Below are 13,557 nucleotides of genomic sequence, written 5' to 3' on the forward strand. Positions count from 1 at the left end.
TATACCATTGAATACCGTTTTTGAGAATTTATGAGGTGGCTAGTATGGGAATTATTCGAGTGAAAAAAGATAGTAATTATTCAGTTATAAATAATACTGGTTTAAAAGATGAAAGGTTGTCTTGGAAAGCGAAAGGAATCTTAGCCTATGCGCTTACATTACCAGACGATTGGACTTTTCATATTAGCGAATTAGCTCGACATGCTAAGGATGGAGAAGATTCGCTCCGTACAGGTTTTAAGGAATTAAAAGAATTAGGTTATGTAAAACGTTATCCTGTTCGTGATGGGAATACCAAAAAAATTACAAGGTGGGATACGGAAATTTACGAAACGCCACAAAGGAACATGCCACAAGTGGAAAACCAAGATGTGGTAAAGCCATATGAGGAAAATCAAGCACTACTAAATACTAATAGAATAACTACTAATAAACGAAATACTAATATACAAAATACTAATCATTATGATGATATTGATAAATTAGATTCTTGTGTATCCAGCAATGAGAAGGTTAAAGTAAGTTGCAACTTTATTAAGGGGACGGGCATTCCGTTAAGTGAAATTGCAATTGCAGAGTTGGGGGATTTTTGTAATTTGTTTAGTGATGAATTAATTCAGCATGCAATTAATAAAGCCGTTGATGAGAATGCACCAAGATGGAACTACATTAAGGCTATATTGAGGAATTGGAAGGAGCAAGAAGTTAAAACATTAGTTGATGTGGCCATACTAGATAGACGTTTCGAAATGAGCAAGAAAAAGAAATATAATGGGATAGGTAGGAAGTATTCAAATAGAAAAGAGATTGTACCTGATTGGTTATACAAAGATGATGAATCAACAAATCAAGAAGAGGAAAGAAAAATCGTGCAATCTACTGATGAAGAGCGTGAGAGATTACAAGAAGTGTTAAATAAATATAAGTCATAAGAAAAAACGTTAGATGATTTTGTTATTTTGAAATATATTACCTTAATAAAAAATAATACATTTATATTCTTTAAAGATTCCCGATGCATAGTGAACAGTACTATAAAGATATTAGTGAATGTTTGGATCAAGTATGAACCATTTGTAATTTCAGTTTATTTCTTAAAGTTCTATGGGAACTGTTAGAAGTTTTTTCAAAAGGATTCAGGAATTAATTACAATATCTGAATTCTAAAGATGTAAGGAACTTATCAATAGAGGGTAAAAAAATGTTAGGAAAGGGTTGTGTTTATAAAATGAAAGATAATTTACAAGTAATAAAGATTGAAAAAGTTAATAAGCATATTCATTCTATTAAATTAGTATTAAGAGACTTTGTAAAAAGAACGGAAGTGGGTGAATCGGTAAGTGTTCGAATGGCTCAAAGATTATAAGAAGTTAGAAGAAGAAATTACTTATTTAGAATACAACTTAGATAAATCAAAAGCCGAATTGAAGCGTTGGATTAGTGGTGATTTGCAAAATGTACGATTAAACGCTGAATCGGAAGGGGCTAAGGTAGAAGGACGAATTGAAGTAATTGAATATGAATTAGCTTATAAGATGAATGAAGAGTATGATTTAAAGCTTTTAATTAATAAGTTTACAGGACTGGATCATCAAATACTTAAAATGAAATATGTTGATGGAATGACTTTAGAACAAATAGCGTTTGAATTACATTATAGTACAGGCTATATCCGCCGAAAACATGCTGAAATAAGAAAGATTGTCAAGTTTTTAGATGGGTTTTAATGTTACCTTTTTGTAGGATACATGCAGTGTACAGAAAGTATTGAAAAAGTGATTTATAGTAGTAATATAAGATTTCGACGAAAGGGCAACTATTTTTATGGTTGCTCTTTTTGTTGTGAAAGAAGGTGAGTAACATGAAGTGATTTTATAGATAAATGGGCATTTGGCTTCCGGTTATATTTAGTAAAGTAGTAGGTTTACAGGCGAAAATAATAGCAAATAAGGAGATGTTTAATGATGAATTTATTAGCTGCTTCAGTCAAAACAAAGAATTTGCCACAACAAGTGTTACGTTGGCAATCAATGGTAGAAAGTGAATGTTCCGCACAAGGAGTACCTGAGTTAGTTCCTTACGTACTTGGAATTATTATGGTGGAAAGTGGAGGGAACTCTGAAACAACCCCCGATATTATGCAGTCCAGTGAATCACAAGGTTGGCCAATGAATACAATTAAAAATCCTAAGGATTCAATTTATTACGGAGTAAAGCATTTAAAGGGAGCTTTTGATGATGCAAAGAAAAATGGTATTACAGATTTAAGTGCCATTGTTCAATCGTATAATTTTGGACGAGCTTACCTTCGCTGGTTAGCTTCTAACAATAAACAGCATTCATTACCGGTAGCAGATTTGTATTCTAAAACAGTTGTTGCTCCATCACTCGGAAATACAACTGGTGCTATGGTGAAATATAGTCACCCTATCGCTGTTGCCTACAATGGTGGTTATCGATATAAAAATGGGGGGAATTTCTTCTACTCTGAAATTGTTAAGCAATATGTTGATTTTAACGGAGGAACTGATGGTGGTGACAATAAACCGTTACAACCAAAAGGACTAGGAATCGCAACGTCTAAATACCCAGAAGGATCGGGTATCAATTTATATAGTGGCCCTGGAAAAGATGCTTGGTTCACAGGTCATGTCATTAATACAAAAATGCCATATTTAATTATAGATGCTGCTTGGTATGGTGGGAATGAAAATATGTTGTGCCTAGGTTGGGAAGCATGGGCGAAAGAAGAACACTTTGAAGTAGAGTGGTTCCATGCTTATTCAAAATATCCAGCAGGTTATGGTATTAACACATATGATGGTCCAAATGGAAATTATAAAGGAAATGTAGATGGATCTTATCCATATGGCGTTTTTGCGAGAAAAGATGGCTATATCGATATTGGACAAAATACATGGGTAAAAGAAGAACATTTTAATGTAAGGTAATAACAAAGGGTTTCTTATTCTGCGATTATAAATATTAAATTTAAATATAAAGAAAAAATGTTATGAAAGGGTGCTTTTTTAAGTGCCTTTTTATATCACTTATAAATAGGAAGGAAGATTATTATGGCGAAATTTATTTATCCAACCGATACAACGAGAGTAACAAGTGGTTTTAGGGGGAGTAGACCAGATCATCATGGGATAGATCTGGCTGAATCGGGTTATCATCCGATTTATGCAGCGGCTAGCGGACGAGTTAGTCGTTCTTATGTTTCATCTAGTTATGGTGAATGTATTATGATTGTGCACACTATTGATGGGGTTACATGGGAAACAGTATATGCTCATATGCGTAGCGGTTCTCGAACGGTGAAAGAAGGTGATTATGTTACGCAAGGACAAACTATTGGAGTTATGGGTAGCACGGGAGAAGTTACTGGTCAACATCTACATTTTGAATTGCATAAAGGGTCTTGGAACGTTAATAAGAGTAATGCTGTGAATCCATTAGATTACTTAGGAAAAGGAGACGGTGGTGGTACAACAGATCCTTCTAATAAACCACTACAACCAAAAGGGCTAGGTATCGCAACGTCTAAATACCCAGAAGGATCGGGTATCAATTTATATAGTGGCCCTGGAAAAGATGCCTGGTTCACAGGTCATGTCATTAATACAAAAATGCCATATTTAATTATAGATGCTGCTTGGTATGGTGGGAATGAAAATATGTTGTGCCTAGGTTGGGAAGCATGGGCAAAAGAAGAACACTTTGAAGTAGAGTGGTTCCATGCTTATTCAAAATATCCAGCAGGTTATGGTATTAACACATATGATGGTCCAAATGGAAATTATAAAGGAAATGTAGATGGATCTTATCCATATGGGATTTTTGCAAGAAAAGATGGTTATATCGATATTGGACAAAATACATGGGTAAAAGAAGAACATTTTAATGTGAGATAAGGATATTAGAGTAGGGTCACTCGTGTGATTCTTTTTAATTTTTGAAAAGGAGATGAGAACGATGGAAGAACAAATCTTCAATTCAATGATTCAACAAGGAGCATTCGCAGCTTTATTTGTGTGGATGCTGTTTACTACGCAAAAAAAGAATGAACAGCGCGAAGAACAATATCAAAAAGTTATTGAAAAAAATCAACAGGTCATTGAAGAACAAGCAAAAGCATTTAGTTCGTTGTCAAAGGATTTATCAGATGTTAAGCAAAAAATATTGGGAAACGGGGATGAGAAATAAAATATGATATTAAATTATTTGTCGCGTATGTAGGTTCTCAAATAGAAATTCAATTAATATATAATAATGAGAAAAAGCCCTAATACCGATAAGTATTGGGGCTTTTTCTCATTAGCTATAGTGAATAAGGTTGTGGTGGATTCTTCAAGAGGAAAGAGTGAATGAAGTCTAATATTTAATGTAAATGAAATGAAACCTTGAAGGATGCTTAGTTATAACACAGTCTTATTCAGGGATTCGTTAGTTCGCTTTCTAAATTTAGGGAATAAATATAGCTTAGTACCTTGCAATAAATAATACTAAGTGGTATATTATGGATAAATCAGGTACCGTGTATTGAACAGTACTGAGATAGGGAAGGAGGATGGCACTTGAACGTTCAGTTTAAAAAAGGTGTGCTTGAACTTTGTGTATTAGCACTTGTAAAACGTAAAGATAGTTACGGTTATGAACTTGTTCAGCAAATCTCTAATAAATTTTTAATATCGGAAGGGTCAGTATACCCTTTGTTACGTCGTTTGACGAAAGAAGGGTATTTTCAAACGTATTTAAAGGAATCTACGGAAGGGCCACCTCGTAAATATTATCAATTAACAGAGCAAGGGGAGACGCAATTTCATTTGTTAGTAACAGAATGGCGTGATTTTGCGAAAGGGGTACAAGAAATTATTGAAGGGGTGGAATGGGATGAGTAAAGAAGGGTTTCTTAAAGAATTATCAAGTTATCTTAGAAAGTTACCAGAGGAAGAGAGGCAAGATATTTTATTGGATTATGAAGAGCACTTTCAGTTTGGACTAGAAGAGGGGAAAACTGAATCAGAAATAATACAGGGCCTTGGTTCTCCGAAAGTAATCGCAAAAGAATTACTTGCGATGTATCGCTTCGATGAAATGAAAAAAAATCCATCGACTTCAAATGTGACAAGAGCTGTTATGGCAGCGATTGGACTTAGTTTGTTTAATTTTATTATTGTGTTAGGCCCGTTAGTCGCAATTATTGCTTTTATATTTTCTTTTTGGATTGGTGGTATTGCTAGTGTAGTAACACCATTTTTCGTTATTGGAAAAGTATTTATGGGTACTTTTATATGGTTGGATCTTTTCGTTAGTATAACGTTTGTTGGAGTAGGTTTGTTGTTATGTATTATCGCTTTTTATAGTACAAAGTGGTTTAAGAGATTGTGTGTACGATACGTAATATGGAACTTCAAAATGATAAAAGGAGAGTAAATGATGAAAAAACTATTTTTAATCGCTATCGCTTGTATCATTATTGGAGTAATAGGAATTTCCCAAACATATGAAAAAGCAGTACAAACTGCTGAAAAAGGCGATAAAGAAGATGTAATTAAAAACGAAACATTAAAAAATATAGAAGTTAAGTTAGATGCCGGAGATATTGTTATCCAAAAATCTCCTGACTCTTCTTTTTATGTAAAGCAATCAGGAGATGTACGTAAACAAGTGATTCGTATTGCAGAAGATGGTGACACATTAAAAATTATTGGGGAAAGAGAAAAAGGTGCTTCATTTGATTTTTCTTTTTACGATTTTAGGTTCCAAACGTCTAAATTGACTCTCCTTGTGCCCGAACGCTCTTATCAAGATGTAAAAGTAAATTCATCTGCTGGACAAATCGAAATGAGTGATGTGAAAAGTGATAGTGTAAGTGTTAGAACACTTGCTGGAGAAGTAGAGCTGAAACAAGTAACGTCTAAGAATGTGGAGGGATCTACAAAAGCTGGTGAGGTGAACTTTAAAAAAGTAATAGGGAAAGTGACCGCAAAAACAACAAGTGGGGAAATAAATATTCAAGATCATGATTCTAAGTATAATCTAGAAGCAAGTTCAACTGCGGGAGATATAGATATTACTTTATCGGAAAAACCACAAGATGCGGTAATTACTGGGCAAAGTGCTGCCGGAGATGTAACAATTTTTAATGAAGAAAATAATAACGTAACAATTGGAAATGGTAGTAAAAAGATTAGCGGTAAAACGGCTGCTGGAGATGTCACGATTGAAACTCGTTAATAAGAAATAGAGTGCATGGAAATCTATCAAAATACAAAAAGAAGATAATTACCGTATATAAATAAGGTAATTATCTTCTTTTTGTTATTTTTAATGTAAATCACGATATACGCCAATTACTTTCCCGATAACTGACACTTGTTTTAAAATGATAGGTTCTAATGAAGAGTTTTCTGGTTGTAGACGGAAATGGTCTTTTTCTTTATAGAAACGTTTAACAGTTGCTTCGTTATCTTCTGTTAAAGCGACTACAATTTCACCATTATATGCAGACTGTTGTTGGCGAACAACAACTAAATCTCCATCGAAAATACCAGCTTCAATCATACTATCTCCAGAAATACGTAACATGAACACTTGGTCTGCTCCGGAAACAATGCTAGCTGGAAGTGGGAAATGTTCCTCTACGCTTTCGACCGCTGTAATTGGTAAACCAGCAGTAACTTTTCCGACAATTGGAACTTGAATAACAGATTGTGTTTCCGTATCCATTCGGTCTTCGCCTAAAATTTCAATGGCACGTGGTTTTGTTGGATCGCGTCGAATGTATCCTTTTTCTTCTAATCGTGATAAATGTCCGTGCACTGTAGAACTAGAAGCGAGGCCGACTGCTTGACCAATTTCACGTACGGAAGGTGGATATCCTTTTTCTTGTACTTTTAGCTTAATAAAGTCGAGAATGTCTTGCTGGCGTTTCGTTAACTTTTCCATGTTTTCTAACACCTCGTTTTCTTTCATTTTTCTTATTAATAAGTATAACATGTGAAAAAACATTCTACAAACATAAGTTCGAACAAATGGCAGATTTATGTTACACTATAGGGAAATGATAGGGAGAAAGAGGGGTTCAAAATGAATGCAATTATTTATGCACGTGTGAGTACAACGAAAGAAGCGCAAGAAACATCATTATTACGTCAAAAAGATGAATTATTGCATTTAGCTGAGCGCTATCAAATGAATGTTACTAAGGTGATTGAAGAGCAGGCTAGTGGGTATACAATTGAACGTGACGGTATATTAGAGGTGTTAGATACAATTCGGGACGAACAAATTGATGTGTTACTTATACAAGATGAAACGCGCCTTGGTAGAGGGAATGCGAAGATTGCATTAATGCATTGTTTACATAAAGAAGGCATAAAAGTATATACACATACACATAATGGTGAATTACAATTGTCGGATTCTGATTCGATGGTATTAGATATTATTGGTATTGTTGAAGAATATCAAAGGAAGATTCATAACTTGAAAATTAAACGAGGTATGCAACGTGCAGTAGAAAAAGGTTATCGTCCAGAAAATAATTTAAAAAATCGTCATTTAAGTGTAGGAAGAGAGAAAAAAGAAGTGCCAATTGAGGAAATTGTACGTTTGCGAAAAAGTGAACTCACGTTTGAAGAAATTGCAGCAACACTACGTGGATTTGGTCATAATGTTTCAAAGGCGACTGTACATCGTAGATATGTAGAGTATACGAAGCAATTGCTTGATAAAGAAGAGTAACTATTGTATGATAATAATCAGTTTTGATTAGAAGGGGGATTCGAGATGATTAATCACGAACTCGTTGAACGCATTAACTTCTTAGCGAAAAAAGCAAAAGCTGAAGGTTTAACTGAAGAAGAGCAACGTGAGCGTCAATCGCTACGTGAACAATATTTAAAAGGATTTCGTCAAAATATGTTAAACGAACTTAAAGGTATTAAAGTTGTTAACGAAGAAGGTACAGATGTTACACCGACGAAATTAAAAGCTTTAAAAAAGCAAGATAATGCAAAATTAAATTAAAAGATGGGCGAAGCCCATCTTTTTTATTTGTAAAAATCCTTATTTAATAACTTTCCAGTTGTTATTAACGGTTGCTTCTATCGTTCTATGTTCCAATATATAATTAGCGATAAGTTCAGACATATCAGTGGGTATATCTTTTACTATCGGTTTGTTTTGAAACATAAAGAAATTTCCCCCGCCACTTGCACGATAATTATTCATTACAACGTCATATTCGTCATTCATATTAAGAGGAGCACTTTTATGCTGTAAAGATTCTACTCTTTCACCAATTGGTTTTGAAATGTTTAATACATATGAAATCCCTTCCCACATATCATAATTATAATGTTGTGGCTTTGGTTCTATGTAGGTAGGGCTTACGATGATGGATCCATTTGTTTTTAATGTGAAATAAGAAGCAGAGAGTTCAAGAGCATCTTTTATATCTGCTCCAGTTATTCTAATTACTTTTAATGTGTTTGGATAAATATAATTAGAAACGATGTCACGCATTGTTACATGTTCTGGGAAGCCTGGAGATGTATTATGGAACAAACTTGTACAAGAAATTGATACATTAGCTATATCCATCTGTATTTTATTTATGAACTCGATAAAAGGATGATCATGCAAACGAGTTTGCATAGCATCTGAAATTTGCATGTCCCCCTCAATAATTCCAATAGGTTGATCAAGCCACTTTTGTGTTTTCTCTTCGTAATCGGCTACCAATGAAAGTACATCTTGGTCCGCTGCAACCCCTTGTACAGATAATAATTCAGAAGAACTCTCTTTTTTCACCCATTTATGTTTCATTTTTTCGAATGTTACTTTTACTTTTCCAACTGAGTGTCCATTGCATCCGGTCTGTAAAATTGTTACACCGTTAGCCATTGTGTGAGAAATGTCTCGGTGTTGATGACCTGTTAGTAAAAGATCTATGCCTTCAATTTCCTGGCACATTGCATATCCTTGGTTTTCACCTGTTAACACTTCAGTCGGTTCCCCGGTTTGTAAATCACTTTCAAATCCACCGTGATAGGCTACGACTAATAAATCTGGTTTCTCGTGTTCGTGAATATAAGAAACCCATTTTTTTGTAGTCTCTAATGCATCTTCAAATAGTAAATCTTTAATATGATGGGCCTGTTCCCAATTTGGGATGTAATGTGTTGTTACCCCATGCCCATCAACTTAAGGATAGACACAATATTAACTTTTGTTCATTTGAACTTAAACTTTCCCCACAAGGGAGCCAGTTATTAAATTTCAGCACGCCAAATAACCCCTAACGGGTTTCATTTTTTTCTTATGCAACTTTCTTTTGCTTGCAACATCCACTATACTCATAGATAACACCCATGATATCAAAGACGGTTTTCTTCTCGTATCGATGAGATTTCCGCCCGTTTTTCTCTAGAAGGTGGAACAGGCGGATTAAAAGCTTTGTTATCTCTTGGGTGTCTTTCTGTATAGCTTGATAGAGAAGAAATAGATGATCTTGAATCATTCCAATCGCTTTATATTCACTTAATTCCTTTTGCTTCTTCTGTAACAACAGTTGACGCATTTTAAACATCGTAGAAGAACATAAGAAAATAGCAATCAGTTTCCCATATAAATGGCACTCTATTCGTTCTCGTTTGACAGTGCGACAATGATCAATATCAAATAATGATTTCCACGTTTTAAAAACAATTTCAATCTGCCAACGTAAGGAGTAGAGTTCATGGACTTGCTTCATCGAAACCCACTCCCACGGAGTGTTGGTTACATATACATTTAGCCCAGATAATATTTTGCTTTTTTGTGAATACGGTTTTCCTTTTTTCTTTTCACTTTCTATTTGTTTTTTCTGTCGTTCTCGTAATTGCTGTTCTGTTAGACGATACAGGACCAATCGGGCAAACAAAACTTTTTGATCTCCAACATAAACATTACCTACTTCATAAGTTTCACCAGGTAACAAGCGTCCCACCATCATTTCTAAATTGACTTTCATATATTCTGTTTGTTTTTTGATGTCCCCATTTTTAAAGTATTCTGGGTTTGGATTTTTTACATATACATTCGTATTTAACTTTAATCGAGAAATATAATAGGTCCCACGTTGATCCATTTGATCTAAGTCCTCTAATGAAAAATACCCTAAATCACGAATACATAAATCTCCTGGTCGTAACGTATCTAAACATTCCGTTCCGAATGTTTTATCATTATTTTTTCCAGGCCCCACTTGGAAATTCAGAAATTGTCCACTATGTAAATCATATTCTAATTGAATTTTAATCCCAGCTGTTTGCGCACAACCACCTGAACCAGGATAGATATGTTCTAAAGTATTAGGCACTTGAAACATGGTGGCATCCATGATACGAATACGTTTAAAATAATTATAAAGATGATTAGAAATATGAGTTTGCTCACAGATTTTTTGTTGTAACAACAAAGAGAAAATATGCTTTAAAAATAACACTGATTTTTCATTAAAGCGTTTATTTAAGCCCTCGGGGCTAAGTACAGTACCTGTAACTGCGTGAAGCCTACTACATAATCGGACTAAAGGATCACTGGCCACTCTTTGGCTAATCCAAACACAAATAGTAGCTAAATCTGATCCTGAAAATTTGCGTTTTCTCTTTACAAATTTCATCTCTCTTGCGAGTTTTTCCAAAAAATCAGGTGTGATATAGCGCTGTAATTCTTCTGCAAATGGCTGTAACTCCTCTTGAATCGAGCGATTCATAAAAAAACGTCACCCTTCCTTATAGTCTATTAAGAAAGAATAACGTTTTTTTGTATTTGGGGGTAGTAAAAATGCTTAAGTTGATGGGCATGTGTTGTTACCCCTAAAATAGCAATTTTTATATTTGATTCAATCTGTTTGATTATATAAGGTTTTCCGAAATAGGGTTTCTTTATGTTTTTATCTAAAATGTTTGCTGATAGGTACGGGAAGTTCGCAGTAGTCACAGCATTATTTAATATGTCCATCCCGTAATTAAATTCATGATTGCCGATAACTGCAGCATCATACTGTAGGTAATTCGCTAATAAGGACATTGGGTTTTTTTTGTTTTTTTCGTATGTAACATAATGATAAGTAAATGGTGTTCCTTGAATGAAGTCACCATTATCAATTAAAAGAACGTTTGTATTTTGGGAACGTTCTTTTTTTATAAGAGTAGAAATTTTAGCTAAACCAAGTTCTGCCGGGGAGTTATCTTGGTAGTAAATGGGATAAACAGTGCCATGTATATCGCTTGTTAATAAGATGTTTAAAGTTACAGTTTGATTTTGTTCCAATATGACTCACCTTTTCTATTGTTATCTTCCAATTCATCATATCAAATATGTGAAGTGAATTTTGATGTGAATGTATAGAATGTGTAAAGATTCTGTAAATAACAAATTGTGCATCAAAATATGTGATATATTTCTTCATGTTTACGGAAGCTTATTTCATAACAAGAAAAATGGAGGCAATAATATGTTGAAAAAAGTTTTTGCAATGAGTACAACAGTTGTACTAGCGGCGGGATTATTAAGTGGCTGCGGAGCGAAAGAATCAAGTGCAAGTAAAAATGAAGATACGAAAAAAGGTTATGTACCAAAGACCTTAAATGTTCAATTTGTTCCTTCTCAAAATGCGGATACGCTAGAGGCGAAGGCAAAACCATTGGAAAAGCTATTAAGCGATAAATTAAATATTCCGGTAAAAGTTAGTATTTCAACTAACTACAATACAATTGTAGAAGCGATGGCATCTAAACAAGTAGATGTAGGGTTTTTACCGCCAACAGCGTACGTGTTAGCACATGAAAAGAAGGCTGCTAATGTAATTTTGCAAGCACAACGTTTTGGAGTAGAGGATGAAACAGGAGCTCCTACAAAAGATTTAGTAGACTATTATAAATCTGAGTTTGTTGTTAAAAAAGACTCTAATATAAATAGTGTAAAAGATTTAAAAGGTAAAAAAATTGGTTATCAAGATGTAACATCATCAGCAGGATATGTATGGCCTGCAGCTGTTCTATTAAAAGACCTGCGGTAGTATGTCAACTGAAAAATAATATATTTTGAAGTTATCAAAGGACAAATTGCTTAAAAAAGACATCACGAAACTAGACCAGCACCGCATGTAAAATACTGGAATTGATTGAAAGGTAGCGATGACAAGTTTTATGTCACACTTTCACACACCTTTCAGGCGTAAAGAGTTGGTGATTACGTAGTAGCGCATCCACCAATCGCACAAATTTTCTTGCGGTTAGAACGAGTGCACGTTTGTGTTGATGTTTTGGTACTTCATTATACTTTTTTGCGTAATATTCTTGGTATTCCAATACATGCTTTCTTACAGAGTTGGCGGCTTCAACTAAGTAATACCGCAAGTAATGATTCCCATTACGAGATAATGAAGTATTTTCAGCGGTGAACCGGCCAGACTGGTATGTACGCCAATATAACCCGGCATATTTTGCGATTTTGGTTTCATCGTCAAATCTTTCGATTTGGCCAATTTCAGCGATAATACCAGCGGCATATATAGGCCCGATTCCAGGAATGGATTCTAATGTTTGCGTTAATCCAGCCATGATCCGCTTAATAGATTTTTCTAGTTCTTTAATTTGTCTTTGATAGGTACGAATGATTTCGATTGATGTTCCTAAAAGAATATCGATTGAGTCTTCTACCACCTTATCTAAACGGTACGACGTGCGAACAGCCTTTTGAATGGTTGATGCGACACATTTCGGGTCACCAAATCGATTTTTACTCTTTTCCTGTAGGAACTCAGCGAGTTCCTCTAAAGGCATGTCAGCTAGCTCTTCTAGACTGAATTTTTCAAGGAACAATTCCATCATGGCGTTACCAAATATAGAAGAATCGACTTCTTGTGAGAACGTATTACATTTATAACTTAGGTGTTGTAGAAAATGTTGTTTCTCCTTTGTCAACATTCTAACGAGTTGATAACGAGCTCTTGTTAATTGCTGTAATGCCACGTATTGACTTTCTTTCACGATGGACATTTGATTTCGCCCAAATCGTAAATAATCAGCGATGACAAAGGCATCAATTTCGTCAGTCTTATTCATGTCTGAATAACTTTTCTTGAAGTTTGCGACTTGTTTTGGATTTAGAAGAAATACCTTTGTGCCAAATCTTTTTAAGTCTTCGTCATGATGGAGAAACATGGATGGGTGAAAACTGTAAACAGATGTAGATTCTAAGCCGATTTTTAAAGTTTCAACCTCTTGATTGGTTGTGCACTGTAATAATCGTTCTTTAAGTACCTGTGCACCTGGTAAGTCATTACTGACTGAAAAAGAATCTAGCTTTTCTCCTTCACCATTTAAAAAGCAAACTTTCATATCAAACGAACTTACATCTAGACCAACAAATAATCTCACGTAAGAGACCTCCTTTCGATTTAGAATCATTGCTTGGACGTCTCGAGATATCTCTAGTGTGTACGCCGACCAACAACCTCGTGTATAAGAGCTAGTCCTGAATCGAAAGCCGCCCTAG

Annotated in this window: 14 protein-coding genes and 3 pseudogenes; 12 read left to right on the forward strand and 5 right to left on the reverse strand. The window is 34.7% G+C overall.

Annotated elements, in window-relative coordinates:
• Positions 1-44 precede the first annotated feature (44 nt).
• The 9 genes from MHI28_RS28710 to MHI28_RS28750 all read left to right on the forward strand — a co-directional run bounded on the left by MHI28_RS28710 (position 45) and on the right by MHI28_RS28750 (position 6,243).
• Entirely contained in the window at positions 45-932 is an 888-nt protein-coding gene (locus MHI28_RS28710; protein ID WP_000511422.1) for a DnaD domain protein, read from the forward strand.
• Between the two features lie 269 nt (positions 933-1,201).
• On the forward strand, positions 1,202-1,366 hold the full coding sequence (locus tag MHI28_RS28715) for a hypothetical protein (RefSeq protein WP_000900737.1): 165 nt from the start codon (positions 1,202-1,204) through the stop codon (positions 1,364-1,366).
• A complete protein-coding gene (locus MHI28_RS28720; protein WP_000464432.1) occupies positions 1,341-1,727 on the forward strand; it encodes a hypothetical protein in 387 nt (128 codons plus the stop codon). The genes MHI28_RS28715 and MHI28_RS28720 overlap by 26 nt, the downstream gene beginning before the upstream one ends.
• Positions 1,728-1,964: 237 nt before the next feature.
• The gene (locus MHI28_RS28725) at positions 1,965-2,951 is read left to right on the forward strand and encodes a lysozyme family protein (RefSeq protein ID WP_033668930.1); all 987 of its coding nucleotides are present in this window, start codon (positions 1,965-1,967) and stop codon (positions 2,949-2,951) included.
• A gap of 123 nt (positions 2,952-3,074) precedes the next feature.
• Positions 3,075-3,917, forward strand: a complete 843-nt coding sequence (locus MHI28_RS28730) for a M23 family metallopeptidase (protein WP_001051376.1) — start codon at positions 3,075-3,077, stop codon at positions 3,915-3,917.
• Positions 3,918-3,978: 61 nt separating this feature from the next.
• Positions 3,979-4,209, forward strand: a complete 231-nt coding sequence (locus tag MHI28_RS28735) for a BhlA/UviB family holin-like peptide (RefSeq protein ID WP_000392443.1) — start codon at positions 3,979-3,981, stop codon at positions 4,207-4,209.
• Positions 4,210-4,580: 371 nt separating this feature from the next.
• Positions 4,581-4,904, forward strand: coding sequence for a PadR family transcriptional regulator (locus tag MHI28_RS28740; protein WP_001102628.1), 324 nt, complete (start codon positions 4,581-4,583; stop codon positions 4,902-4,904).
• Positions 4,897-5,439 carry a DUF1700 domain-containing protein gene (locus tag MHI28_RS28745; protein WP_000031383.1) on the forward strand — a complete coding sequence of 181 codons (543 nt, stop codon included), beginning with the start codon at positions 4,897-4,899 and terminating at the stop codon, positions 5,437-5,439. Before MHI28_RS28740 ends, MHI28_RS28745 begins: the two co-directional genes overlap by 8 nt.
• Complete coding sequence (locus MHI28_RS28750; RefSeq protein ID WP_000976234.1) at positions 5,440-6,243, forward strand: DUF4097 family beta strand repeat-containing protein; 804 nt, start codon at positions 5,440-5,442, stop codon at positions 6,241-6,243.
• Between the two features lie 90 nt (positions 6,244-6,333).
• On the opposite strand, the gene lexA is transcribed toward MHI28_RS28750, so the two are convergent.
• Complete coding sequence (lexA, locus tag MHI28_RS28755) at positions 6,334-6,954, reverse strand: transcriptional repressor LexA (protein WP_000413739.1); 621 nt, start codon at positions 6,952-6,954, stop codon at positions 6,334-6,336.
• Between the two features lie 141 nt (positions 6,955-7,095).
• Between lexA and MHI28_RS28760 the strand changes: the two genes are divergently transcribed.
• Positions 7,096-7,752 (forward strand): YneB family resolvase-like protein, encoded by a 657-nt coding sequence (locus MHI28_RS28760; RefSeq protein ID WP_000991471.1) that lies wholly within the window; start codon positions 7,096-7,098, stop codon positions 7,750-7,752.
• A 45-nt stretch (positions 7,753-7,797) separates the two neighbouring features.
• Positions 7,798-8,037 (forward strand): DUF896 domain-containing protein, encoded by a 240-nt coding sequence (locus MHI28_RS28765; protein WP_000607015.1) that lies wholly within the window; start codon positions 7,798-7,800, stop codon positions 8,035-8,037.
• Between the two features lie 39 nt (positions 8,038-8,076).
• Here the strand turns inward: MHI28_RS28765 and MHI28_RS28770 are convergent.
• The 3 genes and pseudogenes from MHI28_RS28770 to MHI28_RS28780 form a co-directional block, all read right to left on the reverse strand.
• Positions 8,077-9,204, reverse strand: a pseudogene (locus tag MHI28_RS28770) (bifunctional metallophosphatase/5'-nucleotidase); the annotation flags it as partial.
• Positions 9,205-9,331: 127 nt separating this feature from the next.
• The gene (locus tag MHI28_RS28775) at positions 9,332-10,768 is read right to left on the reverse strand and encodes an IS4 family transposase (protein WP_340828013.1); all 1,437 of its coding nucleotides are present in this window, start codon (positions 10,766-10,768) and stop codon (positions 9,332-9,334) included.
• Between the two features lie 62 nt (positions 10,769-10,830).
• Positions 10,831-11,328 (reverse strand): annotated as a pseudogene (locus MHI28_RS28780) (metallophosphoesterase); the annotation flags it as partial.
• A gap of 184 nt (positions 11,329-11,512) precedes the next feature.
• On the opposite strand from MHI28_RS28780, the pseudogene phnD reads away from it, so the two are divergent.
• Positions 11,513-12,067 (forward strand): annotated as a pseudogene (gene phnD, locus MHI28_RS28785) (phosphate/phosphite/phosphonate ABC transporter substrate-binding protein); the annotation flags it as partial.
• A 142-nt stretch (positions 12,068-12,209) separates the two neighbouring features.
• Here the strand turns inward: phnD and MHI28_RS28790 are convergent.
• Positions 12,210-13,439 (reverse strand): IS110 family transposase, encoded by a 1,230-nt coding sequence (locus tag MHI28_RS28790; protein ID WP_100909797.1) that lies wholly within the window; start codon positions 13,437-13,439, stop codon positions 12,210-12,212.
• Positions 13,440-13,557 lie beyond the last annotated feature (118 nt).

Source organism: Bacillus sp. FSL K6-0268, from assembly GCF_038005425.1.
GTDB classification, from domain to species: domain Bacteria; phylum Bacillota; class Bacilli; order Bacillales; family Bacillaceae_G; genus Bacillus_A; species Bacillus_A thuringiensis_S.